This is a genomic window from Veillonella sp. LMAG:90, from assembly GCF_008679445.1.
GTDB lineage: Bacteria > Bacillota > Negativicutes > Veillonellales > Veillonellaceae > Veillonella_A.
In genome coordinates, this window is record NZ_NAND01000001.1 from 68,367 (window position 1) to 87,459 (window position 19,093).

Genomic DNA, 19,093 nt, shown 5'->3' on the forward strand with positions numbered 1-19,093 from the left:
ATTGTGAGGTTAATTCAGTCTAATCTTGTTTCACCGGAACAATAACGCATTAAGGTTTGGATGTTTAAAATCTTAATTTCTCTGCGGGCCGTATCGATAATACCTTCTTCTCTCAAGCGACCGATATGGCGTGTCAGATTAACGCGGCTCATGCCGACGAGTTCTGCCAATTCTTCTTGTGAAAAAACCAATATTCCCTGGCCCACTTCACTTTGAGCATTGTGTAACAAAAGTATTACATTACACACTCTGACAAAACCCGAGTTGTACTCCTGATGAGCTGTTTCAAAAAGCAAGAGATTTATATAGCGAGCATAGGAATTTAACATGTATTTATTAATTTGTGGGTATGCATCCATTAATTGGCCGAATTCATCCCGTGAAAAGCGCCAAATTTTCATGGGCGTAATAGCTTCAGTCACCAAGGTTTGTTCAATTTTAAATTCCAATTCGTGAAAACCGGGGAAAATGGTGCCTGAGCCATGATAGGATATAATCTTGCGCCGACCCGATTCGTGTACCAAATAAGTTCTTGCAATACCCGACTCTATATAGTTGATATACTGAACATGCTCGTCCGGTTGCCACAAAAAATCACCGGTTTTAAGTTGTATTTCTTTATGTGGCTGAGCCTCAAATAAAGGCTTTAATTCAACGAAATCATTGGTAAAAATATACCGTGGTATTAACATGTTTTCACCTCAAATCGAACATTGATGTTATATTTTCACATTTATTTCCATTATTTTTTGTTACCGTTATTATAGCATTTATTATCATTATTATAGCATTTTTCAAGGAGGTCTTTCACACCATGAGCCAACAATCTACATCAAATCCAACTATGAGCATGCCTGCAAGCACAGCTTCCGCTTCCGGCAAAACATTACAGCTCGTCTATCCCCAATGGCAAGGAGGCGCTAACCCGAACTATCAAATAGGTGCCCAAGTTTTAGCGGCACTGCTCCCTTCTTCGCCTAATACTGAAAAAGTATATGTACCGGTAGCCGATGAAAAAGCAACTCTCGCCGCCAATGAAGAGCAAACCGCTCAAGACGTTTTTGCCGAAAAGATTCTCCTGCAACAACAGACTACGGCTCGGGAAATTCTTAAGGTTAAACAACCGCGCAAAATTATCACCATCGGCGGTGACTGCTCTATTTCGCAAGTACCGTTCGATTACTTGCACCAGCAATATCCGAATAATACGGCGATTCTATGGCTTGATGCCCATCCCGATATCATGACACCGAAGGAGTTCAACCACGAACATGCCATGGTGTTAGGAAATTTATTGGGTCATGGCGCCCCTAGTTTTGCCAAAACCGTGAAAGCTCCGTTCCGGCCGAACCAAGTCCTCTATGTAGGCTTAATTGAATCCGGCCTTCTACCGCATGAAAAAAGCTTTATTGCTGAGCATTCCTTGTCCTATTTGACACCACAGGATTTAACCTCTACCCAGCCTGTTACGGATTGGCTTACGGCTAATAAGATTGAACACGTCATGGTTCATTTGGATTTAGATGTTCTGAGTCCTACTGATTTCCGCAGTCTCCTCTGCAACAAACCGCATCAGGGCCCGGTTGAATACGCAGTTGGTGAAATGACATTGGCTAAGATTTTCCAAATTCTTCAAGCGGTTAGTGAAAACTCTGAGCTCGTAGGTCTATCCATTGCCGAATACTTGCCATGGGATATTATTAATCTTCGGAACGGGCTGTCAAAACTAGATATTTTCAAGTAAAAATCATTGTTATAAATAACTAAATATGCACAGCAAAAAGGGGCTGTAACGAAATTGAGTTTTTTAACTCACATTTCAGTTACAGCTCTCTTTTCAATTAAAACAAGGATATTTCCAAAATCAACAATTCTGAAAATATCCTTGTTTTTTTGTTTTTTAGCGCACTTAAATAAGCCTTTAGCTTTTGGCTTTTAATTACGCAGCAGAATTAGTTTCGAACAACCGTTGACCTAATCGCTTCTTCTGTATTCGGTTATGCAGCTTCAGTAAATTGTATCCAAAAGCTAATAGTAATAAATCTTTTTCTACGTTAACTTTGCCTCGGTGCCTGAACCTGGTGTATTCAAAATCTTCTTTTGTTATGCCAAAAGCACCTTCCACCTGAATAGAACGGTTTACTCGAAGTTGTAAGCCATAGTCACTATCAAATACAGCCTTGTTTTTGGCTAATAATTCGCGGTAATCAGTAGCAATATATATCGTCTTATTCCCCTTAGGAAGTTTTCCGAACTTAAGTTTTTGGCATTCCTTACGTAAGCCACAATAATTGCAGTTTTCACACCGGTATACTCGGTTTTGCTTAATGAAACCGGTCTTACTTTTGTTTCTGCGTATGTATTGGAATCGTAATGTACGGCCTTTGGCACAAGTAAATGTATCGGTCGCCTCATCATATACCATGTTATCCGCTCGACCAATATCTTTCTTATACTTTTTCGTTTTACTCAATTCATATGTACTTGGTTTAATACAAGTTTTGTAATCATGAGCCCATAACCATGCCAGATTTTCGTTGCTGTCATAACCGGCATCAGCTACCACATATTGAAAGTGTTGTTTGTATTGTCCTTCTAATTGTTGCATAAATGGAATTAAGGTGTTCGTATCTGTAGGATTTGGAAATACGCCAACGCCCATAATATATTCACTATGAACAGCTAGTTGAACATTGTAGGCCGGTTTTAATTGGCCGTTTAACATATGATCTTCTTTTAGTCGCATAAACGTAGCATCATGATCAGTTTTAGAGTAACTGTTGCGAGAGCCTAGAATAGCTAACTTTTCATCATATTCATTTCGCTTGTCACGCAAGGCTAAACAGGATTCAAAAGCTCTTTGCAATGGATGTTTTCGTTTACCGGTACCGTGTACAAACTCAATTTGCTTTTCGCGTATGGATTGCTCCAGCAAAACCAATAGTTCATCTTCAGTCATATCTGAGACGTCTATGTCCAAAAGATTTTGTATTTCATATTGAAGAACTAACAATTTATCCGGTAACTTAGCATAGTGCTTAAGAATTGCCTTTTTCCACACAAAGGTGTATTTATTTGCATAGGCTTCCCATTTAGTTCCGTCGATGAATACTTCAGAAAAATCTAAGCTGTCAAATTCACTTAATGCTTGAATAAATTGAGATAACAAATCTCTAAGTACATCAACAGTTAAGCGTTGAAAGAATCGATGAAATACCATATGAGACGGAGTCGGATAGCCCTGTAAGAGCCACATGTAATGGATATTTTTAGTGCATTGCTCAGCAATTTTGCGAACAGATACAATGCCTTCGGTCATAGCTAACACATAGACTTTAAACAAAAGATGGGGAGGTACTAAAGATTTTCTTCCTTTTGAAGAATATAAATGCTGCAACCTTGTATAGTCCAGTTCCTCCAATACAGCATCCAGTAATCTCACCGGTTCTTTTGGTCCGATCTGAAAGCCATAATCCAATGATAAAACTACTTGGCGAAAGCCAGAAAGTTTAGTATAATTGCCTTGTTGGATATGGTTTCTGTTCATAAATTAATTATACCAACAAAGAAGGCCCTTCGGGGCCTTTTTTCTTATACAAATATAGCAAGAATGCGGCTTGAAGACACTTTCGTATCTTCAAACCGCATTCTTGTTTTTAGGGGTGTATTTCGTTACAGCCCCTTTCTTTGTATGCTTATAACATTTTCTTGATGTTACAATTTACTTATTTTGCTTAAGCAACTTCTGTGTCGCCACCGGTTTTATTGCTTACCGGACGGTCGATTGTGGACGTATCGTTGAATGCTTCCTGGTCGAAAGTGCCCATAAGTTTATCTACCACAATGGCATTGGTCATGGAACCACTTACGTTAAGCATGGTGCGACCCATATCGATGATTGGGTCAATAGCCAATACCGGAGAAATGGAGCTGAAGAACGCGCCAAGACCAGTACCGGACAAAGATACGGATGCAGCCATAGTAGCTGTACCAGGCACACCGGCAATACCGATGGAACCTAAAGCGATTACGATAACACTCATAACATACATGGTCATATCGAGTGGTACACCGGCAACGTTCGCAATGTATACGATACACAAAGCCGGGAACACGCCGGCACAACCCTGCATGCCTGCAGTAGTACCGAAGCTGCCTACTGTATTAGCAGTAGCCGCGTTAACGCCTAAACGTTTAGTCAAGGTATCTACCGTTAACGGTAATACACCCATACTGGAACGGGATGTGAAAGCCAAGAACAATGGAGCTCTTGCTTTACGGAAGTACATAATTGGGCTTACGCCGAAGATTGTTAAAAGTACAGCCTGTACAATTAACATAATTACTACACCAACGTAAATCAATACGATGAAAAGACCCATATCGGCAATAGCCTGGAAGCCTTTTTGAGCCAAAGTTGTTGCTAACAAGCCCAATACGCCGTAAGGCATAAGGCCGATGATGAAATCTGCCACCCAAGAAATAATGAGGTGCAATTCATCAAATAATTTAGTAACCAATTCGAGTTTGTCGGTGCCTGTTTGTTTAATCAAACGAGCAATACCGCCAATGATAACGCCAAATACTACAACGGCGATAACGTTAGTTTCCGCCATAGCGCTGATTGGGTTATTCGGAATCAAGGCACGCAAAGTATCTACTACAGGTTTTACTTCACGCATCTTGGCAGGTGCACCGCCGGCGGCAATACCTTCACCCAAATGAGTTACGGAACCAAGCACAAGACCTACAACAGCAGCAATAGCTACCATTACTAAGGCTACGAAAGCGGTAGAGCTAACTAATTTTTTCAAATCAGCGCCGCGTTCCATGTGCAAAATTACGTGAATGATGGAAATAAATACCAATGGAATAACGAGCATACGGATTAAATCAATGAACCCGCCACCAATTAAGGAGAACCATTTGGTACTTTCTTTAATGTACACAACTTTCATAGGATCGTCCGGGAACTGTGCAATGAATTGCACCACGAAGCCCAAAACGGCGCCTAATAAGGTACCGATGATAACAAGGTTACCAAAGGCTGTTTGACGACGTTGTAAGTAGTAAACAAACCCCAACATCGCTACAAACAAGATTAGAATACCGATGGTAATCGGATTGCTAACCATTAAAAACTCTTGGAAAAATGGAATATCCACTTTTTCCCTCCTTACTGTATTCAATTGTGAATGTGACGATGATATTATAGCATAAGTTCTTTTAAATTCCTACTATTTCACAGGGATTATTTTCAAAATATTTCGATATATAAATTAGTCGATTTACATTGATACAATATCCGCGCAACAGCAGGTCGAAACAGCTTTCGTACAGCTATCTTTATCAGTACATTCACTAACCCTAAATTTTGTAAAATCTTTTGACGAAAATCTCCTATAAAAAAGTCCGACGTCATAGGGCACAATTTGTGCTTACGGCGTCGGACATTTCCTTACCTAGTCAACGAGAATAAACGTTACATTGATAGGACCATGAACCCCTACTACACGAACCAATTCGATATCGGCTGTGTTGGAAGGACCTGAAATGTGAACCACATTGGATGGGAACCCTTCAGGATTTTCTTTATATACTTTGGTAAGAGCACGCATAGACTGCGTCATGCGAGGCACAATGTCAGAAGTACGGATAACCGCAATGTGACAAAGTGGCAACAAACCGATGGAACGGCCGCTGGCTTCAAAGCTTGGTTGAATAACCGTTGCTGTTTCGGCAATCCCTAAGATTGGGAAAGTAATACCGATTTCAGCCACTTTGGCTTCGTCAATATTAGCTTGACGACCGGCGGATGGATTCCATTGATAGAAGGTGGTACCTTCTTTATCTACCTTATCAAAGTTTTCTTTTAATTGGAATTTTTCAGCTTCTTCACAGCAAGGATAAATTACTTTACCGCCGCCGCGTTCTTCAATTTCTTTTAAGATTGTTTCGACTACATGCGCTTCATCAGTAGTTACAAATTTAGTACCTACTTTTTCACATTCCACTTTGAACATGTCTACAACTTGTTCGTGGGAAAGGTCGGAGTACATTGCCTCTTGAGGTCCTTTTTCATAAGGATACGGTGCTACGAAAGTAGGAATCTCTTTACGACCCAACGCATGAGAAATACGGCTAAAAAATGCTTTACGTTTTACATCATCCATTGTCTTGTCTCCTTACTTACGTTTGCTAGCTTCATATTCAGCATATACATCGCGGAATTTCTTGAGTTTCAATGTACCCATTTCTTTCGCTTTCATCCAGCCGCCTACTACCGGCAATAATTTAGTCCAATCGGCCATGTTACCGTTCTTACTCATGAGTTTCATGCCGATGGCACCTAACTTAGTACCATAATCGAAGAGGAAGGAATTACTGAATACAGTAGCCACTGTTTTGAAAATAGCTTCTTCTGCTGCCGGACGAAGATGCGCTTTGTCGGCAATGTTAACGCGATGTTTCAAAAGTAATTCATGGAGTGGAATCTTAACCGGACAATGTTCCCAGCATTCGCCGCACAAAGTGGAAGCGTATGGCAAATCGCCCGCTTTTTCATAACCAACCAATAATGGAGTCAATACCGCACCCATTGGACCCGGATAGATGGAGCCGTACGCATGACCGGTGATATGACGATATACCGGACAGATGTTCATACAAGCACCGCAACGGATACAACGAAGCATGGAGTTGAATTCGCCGCCCAAAATATTGGAACGACCATTATCGATGATAATGATGTGAAGTTCTTCAGGACCGTCGGCTTCACCTGGTTTGGCAGGACCGGTAATCATGGAGAAGTAGTTTGAAATCTTAGCGCCTACAGAGGAGCGAATTAAGAGTTCCATCATAATGTCAAGACCGGCAAAGTCAGGTACAAGACGTTCCATACCCATGAGACAAATCATAGTCTTAGGCATGGAGCTACTCATACGACCGTTACCTTCATTGGATACGATAGTAATAGTACCGGTTTCAGCTACGGCAAAGTTACAGCCGGTGAAGCCGATATCGGCGCGCAAGAAACGATCGCGAATACGTTTACGTACGAAACGTGTCATTTCTTCCGGATCTTCCGTACCTTCATAACCGAGTTTGTCGTGGAACATTTCACGAATACGACCACGAGCAAAGTGCAACGCAGGTACTACGATATGGGAAGGTGGGTTCCAGTCAGCTGTCTGCAAAATGAATTCGGCCAAGTCAGTTTCGTTAACTTCCACGCCTTCTTTCATCAATGCTTCGTTAAGGCTGATTTCTTCGGACACCATAGTTTTGCCTTTTACGACCATTTTGGCGTTCTTGGCACGAACTACTTCCATTACATATTCATTTGCTTCTTCAGCTGTATGAGCAAAGTGCACTTTGGCACCGGCTTTAGTAGCGTTTTCAGCAAATTGGTTTAAATAATAGTCGAGGTTGCTTAATACATGATCACGAAGTTCAGCCGCTTCTTCACGGAAATCTTCCCATTCAGGTACTTGATCAACCAACGCTTTACGTTTTGCATAGAATACATCTTGCGCTTTTTGGATGGCCTTTACCTTAAAGTCATTGGCAAGAACATCCTCAACACGTTTTTTAAACGGGCGTTCATCGTATAAAATAGCCATGTTCAGTTCCTCCTAACGACTAGCGGGAATTCAATAATTCCGCAATGTGCATTACTTTGATGCGACGATCGATTTCGCCGTCTTTATAAAGACGATCAAGCATACCTTCAATATTCATAAGACAAGCTTGGTCACCACCGGCTACTACATTAGCGCCGGAGTTGTAAATATTCATTGCTTTTTCGCGAGTCATAACAGCAGAAATCTCAGGCTGTTTAACCGTAAACGTACCGCCGAAACCACAGCAGCCTTCCGCGCGATTCATTGGCAAATATTCTAGACCTTTAATATTTTCCAATAATTTCATAGGTGGTTCCTTGATACCCATGAGACGTGTTACGTGACAAGATTTGTGGTACGTAACTTTGTCGTTAAATGTTGCACCTACGTCAGTTACGCCTAATACATTCACGATAAATTCGGTGAATTCATAAATGCGTTCACTGACTTTGGCGGCACGAGCCATCCATTCAGGTTCGTCGGCCAAAATATGACGGTATTCGTCACGAATGGCAAAGGCACAAGAACCGGACATACTCACGATATATTCTGCGTTTTCGAAGACTTCAATTGTATTCTTGATAGCCCCTTTAGCCGCATCATTATACCCGGAGTTCACGAACATCTGTCCGCAGCATACTTGCTTTTTAGGTACTGTGATATCACAGCCTAAACGTTCTAATACCTGTACGCCGGCCATCCCCACGTGGGGATAAAACATGTCAATCAAACATTGTGAAAATAAATGAATTTTCATTTCCTCACATCCTCAACTTTCCTACGTACTTACACTTACTAGATTACCCACACTTGCGTATACTTCCCATTTTTTTCAACATTAAACGGTCTATATTGTATATTCGCACGGAAATCATCACTATTATTATATAGAATAACAAATATAATGTCCAAAGAATTGCGATATTGGCAAACGCCCTATGTCATATGCGTTTTACGAATGCTTGAAATAGGATTTAGTAAAAAATTTGTATACAGAACGTAATTATTTGAATAGTGAATCTCATTACCGCTAAACCGCCCCTTTATCTCTTTAAAGCCCCCGTGGTTCGTGATATAATCAATGTATTAAGGATATTATTTTTTAGTATTTGTAAAATCAATAATAAAGTGCATACTTTATCAAGGTGAAAACCGTTATTTTAACAACCTGTAACAGAAAGGGGTCTCATTTATGACATCACGTTCTTTACGTTTAGCCGTTCTCGTGGCTACACTTTTAACAACAACTACCTACACCGGCTTCGCCGCCGATGCGGACAACACTACGGCGTCTACCGCCACAACGGCTGCCGTAACAACAACCGCTACGGATAGCGATTCCATTGACACTGTAACAACTGCCGCTACTTCGACCGTTCAAACTAAAGAGTTAACCGAAGCGGACAAAGAAAAGGCGCAATTAGTCGAATCGATGAACGAAAAAGCGGCTGCCCGTGCTGCCGAGGAAGATGCCAAAGGTTTTAAAGATGTAAAAAATCATTGGGCTGCCATACCAATCAACGTGATGCTTGAGGATGGTATCTTATCCGGCAACGGTCAAGGTGAATTCAAACCGGATGACGCTTTAAAAACTGCCGATGCTGCCGCTCTTTACAACAAGCTCATTGCGTATGACAAAGCACAGCAAGCTGCCAAAGCAGCCAAAAGCAGCCAAAACAAAAAGAACACTAAAAACACCACCACTGTTAAAGATGTGACCGGCGAGGAGTTGCTCGCACCGTTCAAAAATCAGGAAACGTTAACGCGTGAAGAGTTTGCTCAAACCGCCGCTGAATATTTAGCTTACAAAGACGAACTTACCGTGGCTTCCATTAAAAGCAAAACGAAAGCTAAAGAGTATAAACCAAATATCGTGGTAGCACCTGACGAAGTGAACTTCCCGGATGAAAAGAAAATCGACAGCGATTATAGATCCTCCGTTACCACTTTGGCCAGCCGCGGCATCATCGCTTCCGGCGGTGACGACAATTACTTCCGTCCAACTGAAGACATCACCCGTGCCGAAGCAGTTGCCATGTTATTCCGCATCGAAAAAGGTATGACCGTAGCCCCGGCAACAAGCACTAAAGCGAGCGATACCACTGCTAAGGCTACCAACAGTGCAACCGGCGACAAAACAGCCGCTACAACTACCAAAAATCCTACTACCGGTAATGTAACCGCTAAAAAGACCAGCGAATTAGAAGCGCAGTCTGATCTAGAAAATAAAGTTTTCAAAAAATTAAACAACCTCTACAAAACACCGGGCAATTTCCAGAACTACGGCGTAATGTATTGGCAAAATGATGTGCTACATGTAGCCTTCAAGAGCGATGACGATCTTGCTCAATTCGAAGACATTTTAGCTAAAAACGACAAAGATAAACCGGCCAACGAAACATTGGCTAATCGTGTTCATTTAGAAACAACCCAATACAGCCAGGCTGAATATGACCGTATTGAAAACAACTTCCGCACGTTCTACGCTCAAAAACAGCCGGCCGGCACTATCTTGGGTGCTTATCCAAGCGTAGCTCACAATCAGCTTATTGTCCGTGTCGACAAAGGTTTCGATTATATGAATGATTCCATCCGTAATGCGTTCGGCAACAAGGTTCACGTTTTCTTGGTTACCGACAATGCCGACTCCACTACTGATACTGCTAAGAATTAATTAAGGAGTCTTCAGCCATGTTTGCAACACCTTTCACGCGCCGAGATTATCTCTACCTGGCCGCCATCGGAATCTGGCTCTTATTCGCCTACGGGCTCTTCGCCTGGAACTTTCCCATAACCGACACGGTAGAATCCAATTATGCCTTAAGTGCCGTCAATATGCTGCAACATCAAAGCTATCTGTCTCCCATGATTTACGATCAGTACTGGTATGACAAACCGATTTTCACCTATTGGCTCTTAATGACATCCTTCAGCCTATTCGGCATATCGGATTTTGCGGCGCGCCTGCCGTTCATCCTTTGTGCCGCCCTGAACGGCATGTTTATGTATTATGGCATGCGCCTCATCGCTAAGCGTCGTGATTTAGCTTTATGGTGTGCCATTATGCTGGGCACTTCGTTAGAATTTTGGTATATCAGTCATGCTATTTTGACGGATGGTTATTTATTCCTATTTACCCAAGGAATTCTCTACTTTGCTTATTTAGGTCTGCGCGGCCGACATGTAACACGCCATATGATGCTGGCCTACGCCTCGGCGGGGCTTGCCGTTTTGACAAAAGGACCGGTCGGCCTCATCCTGCCCGGCCTTATCCTTATAGCCTATGTCGCTCTTTTCCAGCGTGATACACTCACGTGGCAGCGCTTGTTCCACCCATTGGGCCTGCTCGCCTTTGCGTTAGTCGCCTTGCCTTGGTACATCCTGATGTACAGCTACCACGGCATGGCCTTCATCGAAGAGTTCTTGGGCCTCCATAATGTAGTTCGTGCCACAATACCGGAACATCCGGAGCAAAACTGGTGGTTTATGTACTTTGTGCTTTGGCCCGTATCCTTATTGCCATGGACAGGCCTCACTATTTACGAACTCATCTATGGTGAACGCAATTCTTGGTTCAAATATCTCTTAACTTGGGGGCTCGGCGTATTTATTTTTTATAACCTCATGGCCACCAAGTATATTACCTACACATTCTTGTGTATCATTCCGTTTATCATCTTGACCGCGCAAGGCTATATTCGTTTAAAAGGCCATCTTTTGCGAAATATCCCGCCTCGCGAAGTTAAAGTTATCGCCATGGCACCGGACAGCGATTTCTGTTGGCTCCCGCAGCAAACAAAATCGTATAGCAAAAACCTGCTTGTCCTATTACCGGCCTTTCTCTTAGTGGCTATCGCCATCATCGGTGTTTGGCTTGGCAGCCGCACCCAACCGGATGTGGATTCGTCACAACTTAGCATCGCTTTAAGTATCGGGGCCGTGCTCTGTGTCTTGCCCCTTTTATATGCTCTTATCAGACCACATATCTGCCGAAGTATAAAAGCCGTCGCCATAAGTACCAGCATTCTCTATGTATTATTACTCTGTGCTTTACCGCCAATCGTAGATGATGCTTCTACTGAAAAACTGGCTGATACCTTAGCCTTACGGCCAACTACGCAGATGTACTACTATCGCGATTATCGCACATCCCTCGTGTATTACACGGGCCATTCGGTAACGCAAATCATACCGGACCCGGACGCGGAAACCATCTGGGATAAGGGCAAAAATGTAATGCCTGTATTGTCTGAAGCAGATACTGAAAAAGCCATTCAAGGTCAAAGGGATTACTTTATCTTTGTGCCGAAGAAATATAAAGATGATTTCTTAAAAACTTCACTTAGTCAGCATACGACTGAATTCTATCAGGTGGAAAATATTATAGTTTTCAAACCGAAAGCACAATAGTTTTCAAACCGAAAGCACAATAGTTACAAACGATTTACAAAACCCAATTTTGGAGGAGTACCATGTCTAAATTTTTTACCACAAAGTCCCTCGCCGTACTTTGTGCCCTCGTGCTCACCGGCGCAGTGGCTCAGGCCGACACCGTAACGGTAACCGGCCCTGACGACGCCGTAAGTGACGATTATACCCCCGTTCGTGTTGTCAAAGAATCGACAGGCAACGAAACAACCTTTAGCCCTTTGGTGTTAAAATATTACACCACTAACAATACGGCTCAAGCCGTAGGTGAAGCCGCTAAAGCCGCCGTAACTGAAAAAAATGCCGTAACTGAAAAAAATGCCGTAACAGAAAAAAACGCCGAAACGACAGTGGCTGATAAAAGCGTCAAAACCATAGACGCGAAAACAGACGCTATTTCGGAAACGGCTAAAAAAGGCGCTGACACAGCTAACACCAAAAAAAGTGCCGAAAAAAACTCTTCAACCGACAACACCTTAGAGAACGGCACTTATAAGCCTTTTACCTTTAGCATCGCCACAAACTCCTCCCGTGTTTTTGAAGACGCTCGCAAATATACTTTTGTAGACATTCCTGCCGATTACTGGGCTGCCAAAGCCATTGCGGTTATGACAAACCAACAATTAATTTCCGGCTACAGCGACAATACCTTCCGTCCGGAAAAACCGATTAGTCGCGAAGAAGTGGCCTCACTTTTTAGCAACTTAATTTCCGGTGAGTCGTCCGTCATGCTGTCCAGCTCCTTCAAAGACATTACCTCCGACCGTTGGTCGGCCAATGCCATTGAACGGGTGGCTCAACTGAATATTATCAGCGGTTACGGTGATAACACCTATCGCCCGGAACAATTCATGTCCCGTCAAGAATTCGCCGTAGTAGCAGATAATTACATTCACTATCTGGGCTACAACACCGATGACCAAGCCGCCATGGAGGCTGTTCATTATACTGACCAGAAGTTCATCGCCCCTTGGGCTCAATCGGCCGTACGGGAACTGGCTGCTTTAGGTTTCCTTCATTACCAACCGCGCTTGTTATTTAGTCCTGAAAAATACATTACCCGTGCCGAGGCAACGGAAATTATGTATCGCGTTACAAACAGTAGTGCTGCCGTGGCCTTACGCGAAAAAATCTTACACCAACAGGTAGAGAATAAAATGCTCAATTTAATTAACCACACATTCGGTAAAGAGTATGTATTCCGCACCCATGGTGCCATGTATTGGCAGGACAATAAATTGGTAGCTGCCTTAAAAAACGAAAATGATGTCCAAAAATTAGGCGCCGCTCTTGCGTTTTCTAAAGATAGCGATTTGCGTAGCAATACCCTAGTAACAACAGGCGTCATGAACGAAATTGAACTGGGAAAACTACAAACCGAAGCCGCTTACTACTATAATCAGCAGGAACCAACCGGCTCCATATTATCCGCCGCACCAAATAAAAATGCGTCGGGGTTAATTTTGGTGGTTGACCAATTAAACACAGAAAGTAATAAAGCGATGGCAAAAAAATTCGGCTCCAAAGTAACGATAACGGTTGCCGAAGAAGCAAACTAAGTGTACTGCTCGAAAAATGATTGGCTCGACGAGCTAATAAAACGACTATATTTAAGCGAGTGAGCTAAATAAACCCTTTAATAAAAAGAAGGTTTACGCTTTCCAATATCCGCTCTCCTATTTGAGCGAGAATTAATCAATAAAACACATTACTAACATGAAAAAGAAGACCTACTCCCTTCCCCGCTGTTTCACACCAAGGGGACCCCTTTGGAGTAGGTCTTCTTTTTCATTGTTTATATCACAGTGCCTATTATTATATGTTATCTCGCTCAAATATCACCAACGCCATAAATGCCAATAACGTAAACCTTCTTTTTAATTTCATAGAGCCTCTGCACCAGCCTCACTCGCTTAAATAACATAGCTTCAATTAAAGCTATTCGAGCCAATCTTTTTTCACCGCCAAAACACTTAACTCGCCACCTTCGGCAACGGTTATCTACTAAATGGAATCCGAATTTTTTCTGCCCACCCTTTTGGCGGAAGGGCGGAGAGAAATAAAAAGGCCGTATCTTATACGGCGACTCCACTTGTTTCGCCTAATGGTGCTTCGGTGAGTGACATGGCTCGGACTTACACTATGGTTTTAAAAGAGACCCTTATCTTATCTACCTATTGCTGCTTGTCACAAAGAGCGATATAAGATGAGGGGATTATCCTAAATCACCGTAATATACGAAGAAGACCTCCTCCTCCTCCTTCTCCTCCCCCCTTTTGGCGGAAGGGCGGCGAGAAATAAAAAGGCCGTATCTTATACGGCGACTCCGCTCGTTTCGCCTAATGGTGCTCCGGTGAGTGACATGGCTCTAGTTCACAGGATTGTTCAAAGAGGACTCTTATCTTATAAAAAGACACGGTGTGATGCGATTAAGCGGGTGTAAGATAAGATTGGCACTATTTAATATTTAGCTGCATTAGAAGACGACACATATCTTATGAAGCGACTTTTGCTGCATGCAGCCCAGGAGCAAATAAGATATGTGTCGCCTTCTTGATAAAAAATAGGGACCCTTATCTTACACCCGTAAAACGGTACAGCCATTCCGGCTTATATAAGATAAGAGTCCCTTTATTAATCACTATAACCAGTCACTCACCGAAGCACCTGCCGTAAACAGCTCAGCGCCGGTAAGATACAACCTTTTTATTTTTTACGCGCTACGCCCGTTTTCACAGCCACATCCGCAACGGCTTTAGCTACTGCGAGTGGAACGCGTTCATCGAATGCGTTAGCAACTACATAATCTTCACGAAGGTCTTCGTCAGCTACGAGGTTAGCCAAGGCATCGGCAGCAGCCAATTTCATTTCATCATTGATTTTAGATGCGTGAACGTCGATGGCACCGCGGAACAAACCAGGGAATACGTTTACGTTGTTAATCTGGTTTGGTGCATCACTGCGGCCGGTACCCATAACGCGTACGCCGCAAGCTTTAGCATCGTCATACATGGCTTCCGGATTTGGGTTAGCCATAGCAAATACGATGGAGTCTTTTGCCAAGTTTTTCAAAATTTCAGGTGTGAAAGCACCGGCAGCGGACACGCCGAGCAATACGTCAGCGCCTTTAGCCACTTCAGCCAAAGTACCTGTTTTTTCTTCCTGGCCCAACAACTTGATTAATTCAGCTTGCAAGAAGTCAAGGCGTTTGTAGTTTTTGTTGAGTACTCCGGAACTTACCATCAAGGTAATGTCGCGAGCGCCTGCCAAGTACAACAAACGAGCAATATTAGCACCGGCTGCACCGGCACCGTTTACAACGATTTTAACTTTGGTAAGGTCTTTTTTTACAAGACGAAGAGCTGCTTTAACGCCGGCCAAACAAGCGATAGCTGTACCGTGTTGGTCATCATGGAATACCGGAATTTCAAGTTCTTCTTTTAAGCGGTTTTCAATTTCATAGCATTTAGGCGAGGAAATATCTTCCAAGTTAATGCCGGCAAAGTTTTTCTGCAATAATTTAACAGTGCGGATGATTTCTTCCGTGTCTTCCGTATCAATTACGATTGGCACACAGTCTACATTACCGAAACGTTTGAAAAGCAAGGATTTACCTTCCATTACCGGCATAGCAGCCGCTGCCCCGATATTGCCAAGGCCGAGTACACGAGTCCCGTCAGATACAACCGCCACCATGTTACCGCGGCAAGTTAAATCAAAAGACAACTCTTCATTGTCTTTAATGCGAAGGCAAGGTTCAGCAACCCCCGGCGTATACGCTACGGATAAATCGTGAGCATCCTTCAAAGGATATTTTGTACCGGTTGTCAAAAAACCACCTAATTCTAATTTCTTTTGTACTGCTTCTTCGCGTACGTCCATGTAATTTCCCTCCTATTGTTTTAATGTCGGTAGATTTCTACCATAAAAGATTTCTGCCATTTCCTGTTTCAATAATTGGTTAATGTGCTTGCGTTCTTTTGGCGTCAAATCGTCTTCCGTAATCCCAAAAAGGTAATTATTGATGTCATATTCTTTGAGCATCATTTTCGTATGGAAGATGTTTTCCTGATACACATTCACATCAATCATGTTATACAAGTTCTTGGTTTTTGCATCAATATAGTTCTGAATAGAGTTGATGCGATGATCAATATAAAGTTTTTTGCCTTGTACATCGCGTGTAAAGCCACGTACTCGGTAGTCAAGGCTGATAATGTCCGAATCAAAACTGCCAATCAAGTAATTTAAAGCTTTGAGCGGCGAAATTTGACCGCAAGTGGACACGTCAATATCGGCGCGGAACGTGCTGATACCGCGATACGGATGACTTTCCGGATAGGTGTGAACCGTCAAATGGCTTTTGTCCAAATGACATACCACATCTTCCTTATGAATTTCTTCTTCCGAAATCAAAATCGTCACACTGGCGCCTTGCGGATCATAATCCTGCTTAGCCACGTTAAGTACGTTAGCACCAATAATATGAGACACTTCTGTCAAAATATCCGTTAGCCGTTGTGCATTATACACTTCATCAATGTATTCAATATACTGCCGTTTTTCAGCTTCGGTATTCGTATAGCAAATATCATAAATGTTAAAACTCAATGTCTTTGTTAAGTTGTTAAAACCGTATAATTTCATCTTTTTAATCGGTTTCACGGATGTCTCCATAATATTTTGTACACCTTCCTCATTCAATACTTATTCCTATATTTCATTATATCGAAACTCTTCATCGTATTCAATACTTTCGATATCTTATTTTATAATATTCATGTAAAAATCTAATTGATAATCGGCATTTATGTAAATACTACTTAATAATCGGCGACTCCCACGGCTGTTCTTTTAAATAATAGAAGCGACCCGTGAAAAAACCGTCCTCATAAGTAGCCACCGCAAAGGTACCGCCCGACTTATCCCGCGGCAGTGCGGGACTCCCCGGATTGATAAAAAGCCCATGACCGTCACTATACTGACTGTGATGATGACTGTGCCCCGCAATGCACAAGGTAGCCCCCATACTTTCGCCTAGTGACAACACTTCCTGAATGCGATTATACGGCAAAAACTGATCCCCGTGAGTCATATAAATATATGTGTCCTTAAAAGGAATCAGCTGTTCGCGCGGCTCTAAGGGCCGTTGACGGTCATTATTACCGCGAACCGCCAATACGGGCACACTCGTTTGCTTAGCCATATAGCGTGCATCATCGCCATAATCGCCGGCATGGAGCCATAATTCAATAGGCCAATCAGCGGTAGCTGCCAAAATCTCATCAATTTTGTTCAAATAACCGTGGGTATCACTGATAATACCCACACAACTGACTGCTTGTGCGCTCATAGAGCCTCTCTTTCTTTTTATTGTAAATATATTATTATTTGGTGCTTACTTTAATTGTTTGTTACCTATTTAATTGTTTGTTACCTATTTAATTGTTTGTTACCTATTTAATTGCTTGTTGCCAACTTTGATTGCTTGTTACTTATTTTATTGGCTTATTACTTACTGTGATTTCAACTTTTCAAGTAACTCTTTTAACGCTAAACCTCGATGGCTGATCGCATTTTTTTCGTCCATGGATAACTGGGCCATCGTTTTTGCAAACTGCGGCAAGTAAAAATACGGGTCGTAACCGAAGCCGCCGTCGCCTACGGCCTCTGTCTGAATTAAGCCTTCACAATAGCCCGTTGCCGTCAGTTCACGACCGTCCGGATAGGCCAACACGAGTTCACATACATAGCGTGCCGTTCTTTTTTCAAAAGGCACGTCTTTAACAGATTCAATGAGTTTATGATTATTCGCCTCATCATCGCATTGAGGGCCCGCATACCGCGCCGAATATACGCCCGGTGCGCCATCAAGCACATCAACAGCGAGACCGCTGTCATCTGCCAAGCAGGGCAAACCGCAAGCCTCCATATAATATTGCGCTTTAATGCGTGCGTTGGCCAAAAAAGTCGTGCCCGTTTCTTCCGGTTCCGGCACCTTCACAACCTCACCGATGCTTACTGCCTCAATACCGACTGTTTCAAGGGCTGCTTTAAATTCACGCAACTTCCCCTTATTGTGGGTTGCCACAACGATTTTCATATATTGCTCCTACCAAAACCTCATAATTTGATACATGGAATACGCTACCTTAGTATTAATATCATATCCACTGTTAACTTAACATTAATAACTTAGACGGCGCTAACTTAACATCAATCGCTTAGGCGCCCGTACCGATATATTTGGCTTCATCACCGAGGGCTTCTTTTTGAGCCGCCATCAAAGTATCGGTAGCGGATTCTGCCAAGTCTAGCAACGTATTAAGCTCAATGCGGCTGAACGTACCATGTTCACCGGTGCCCTGCACCTCGATTAAATTGCCGGAGCCCGTACGAACTACGTTCATATCCACAATAGCTTGGCTATCTTCTTCATAACATAAGTCCGTAACCGGTCCTTCTTGACCGATACCAACGGAAATAGCGGCACAGTAATCGCGAATCGGATACATACCTTCACCGTCATACATCGTATTTACCGCATCAACCATAGCTACAAAAGCGCCGGTAATGGCCGCCGTACGGGTACCGCCGTCAGCCTGCAACACGTCACAATCAAGCGTAATCGTTCGTTCACCGAGAGCTTCCAAGTCCACTACGGCACGCAACGCACGGCCGATAAGGCGCTGAATTTCAACAGTACGACCGGTCTGTTTACCTTTGGCCGCTTCACGGCTGTTACGAGTTTGCGTGGCTCGTGGCAACAACGAGTATTCCGCCGTTACCCAGCCGCGACCTTCACCCTTCATAAAGCGAGGTACTTTTTCTTCAATAGTGGCATTACAAAGCACCTTCGTATTGCCGAATTCAATTAATACCGAACCTTCCGCATAGGCCGTAAAATGGCGTGTAATTTTAATAGGCCGAACAGCCTTTGGATTTCTTCCGTCAATTCTTATATTTGTCACTCCTATTTGGGTTGGTCACCCCTATTTCGTATTCATTTCCTATTATATCATAGGATATAACATACTATTAGT

At 42.8% G+C, this 19,093-nt stretch carries 15 protein-coding genes; 4 read left to right on the top strand and 11 right to left on the bottom strand.

Going from position 1 to position 19,093, the window contains the following annotated elements:
• Positions 1 to 14: 14 nt before the first annotated feature.
• Complete coding sequence (locus CCC71_RS00290) at positions 15 to 692, bottom strand: Crp/Fnr family transcriptional regulator (protein WP_021841756.1); 678 nt, start codon at positions 690 to 692, stop codon at positions 15 to 17.
• Positions 693 to 814: 122 nt separating this feature from the next.
• Between CCC71_RS00290 and CCC71_RS00295 the strand changes: the two genes are divergently transcribed.
• Complete coding sequence (locus tag CCC71_RS00295) at positions 815 to 1,744, top strand: arginase family protein (protein WP_021841755.1); 930 nt, start codon at positions 815 to 817, stop codon at positions 1,742 to 1,744.
• Between the two features lie 195 nt (positions 1,745 to 1,939).
• Here CCC71_RS00295 and CCC71_RS00300 read toward each other — a convergent pair whose 3' ends face one another.
• From CCC71_RS00300 to CCC71_RS00320, 5 genes are all read right to left on the bottom strand, one after another.
• Complete coding sequence (locus CCC71_RS00300; protein WP_156704349.1) at positions 1,940 to 3,547, bottom strand: IS1182 family transposase; 1,608 nt, start codon at positions 3,545 to 3,547, stop codon at positions 1,940 to 1,942.
• Positions 3,548 to 3,734: 187 nt separating this feature from the next.
• On the bottom strand, positions 3,735 to 5,165 hold the full coding sequence (locus tag CCC71_RS00305) for a cation:dicarboxylate symporter family transporter (RefSeq protein ID WP_021841973.1): 1,431 nt from the start codon (positions 5,163 to 5,165) through the stop codon (positions 3,735 to 3,737).
• 297 nt (positions 5,166 to 5,462) lie between these two features.
• The gene (locus tag CCC71_RS00310; protein ID WP_021841972.1) at positions 5,463 to 6,173 is read right to left on the bottom strand and encodes a LutC/YkgG family protein; all 711 of its coding nucleotides are present in this window, start codon (positions 6,171 to 6,173) and stop codon (positions 5,463 to 5,465) included.
• A gap of 12 nt (positions 6,174 to 6,185) precedes the next feature.
• A complete protein-coding gene (locus tag CCC71_RS00315) occupies positions 6,186 to 7,622 on the bottom strand; it encodes a LutB/LldF family L-lactate oxidation iron-sulfur protein (protein WP_247240005.1) in 1,437 nt (478 codons plus the stop codon).
• 19 nt (positions 7,623 to 7,641) lie between these two features.
• A complete protein-coding gene (locus tag CCC71_RS00320; protein ID WP_127058967.1) occupies positions 7,642 to 8,379 on the bottom strand; it encodes a (Fe-S)-binding protein in 738 nt (245 codons plus the stop codon).
• A gap of 435 nt (positions 8,380 to 8,814) precedes the next feature.
• Here CCC71_RS00320 and CCC71_RS00325 point away from each other — a divergent pair, with 435 nt between their 5' ends.
• The 3 genes from CCC71_RS00325 (at position 8,815) to CCC71_RS00335 (ending at position 13,609) form a co-directional block, all read left to right on the top strand.
• On the top strand, positions 8,815 to 10,296 hold the full coding sequence (locus CCC71_RS00325; protein ID WP_156705265.1) for an S-layer homology domain-containing protein: 1,482 nt from the start codon (positions 8,815 to 8,817) through the stop codon (positions 10,294 to 10,296).
• Positions 10,297 to 10,313: 17 nt separating this feature from the next.
• Positions 10,314 to 12,032 (top strand): ArnT family glycosyltransferase, encoded by a 1,719-nt coding sequence (locus CCC71_RS00330; RefSeq protein WP_021841968.1) that lies wholly within the window; start codon positions 10,314 to 10,316, stop codon positions 12,030 to 12,032.
• A 62-nt stretch (positions 12,033 to 12,094) separates the two neighbouring features.
• On the top strand, positions 12,095 to 13,609 hold the full coding sequence (locus CCC71_RS00335; protein ID WP_295250013.1) for an S-layer homology domain-containing protein: 1,515 nt from the start codon (positions 12,095 to 12,097) through the stop codon (positions 13,607 to 13,609).
• Between the two features lie 1,147 nt (positions 13,610 to 14,756).
• Here the strand turns inward: CCC71_RS00335 and CCC71_RS00340 are convergent.
• The 5 genes from CCC71_RS00340 to rph form a co-directional block, all read right to left on the bottom strand.
• Positions 14,757 to 15,932 (bottom strand): NAD(P)-dependent malic enzyme, encoded by a 1,176-nt coding sequence (locus tag CCC71_RS00340; protein WP_295250016.1) that lies wholly within the window; start codon positions 15,930 to 15,932, stop codon positions 14,757 to 14,759.
• A 12-nt stretch (positions 15,933 to 15,944) separates the two neighbouring features.
• A complete protein-coding gene (gene speD / locus CCC71_RS00345) occupies positions 15,945 to 16,727 on the bottom strand; it encodes an adenosylmethionine decarboxylase (protein WP_127058963.1) in 783 nt (260 codons plus the stop codon).
• A 142-nt stretch (positions 16,728 to 16,869) separates the two neighbouring features.
• A complete protein-coding gene (locus tag CCC71_RS00350; RefSeq protein ID WP_021841964.1) occupies positions 16,870 to 17,403 on the bottom strand; it encodes a metallophosphoesterase family protein in 534 nt (177 codons plus the stop codon).
• Between the two features lie 162 nt (positions 17,404 to 17,565).
• A complete protein-coding gene (locus tag CCC71_RS00355; RefSeq protein WP_127058961.1) occupies positions 17,566 to 18,153 on the bottom strand; it encodes an XTP/dITP diphosphatase in 588 nt (195 codons plus the stop codon).
• Positions 18,154 to 18,274: 121 nt separating this feature from the next.
• Complete coding sequence (rph, locus tag CCC71_RS00360; protein ID WP_156705256.1) at positions 18,275 to 19,012, bottom strand: ribonuclease PH; 738 nt, start codon at positions 19,010 to 19,012, stop codon at positions 18,275 to 18,277.
• Positions 19,013 to 19,093 lie beyond the last annotated feature (81 nt).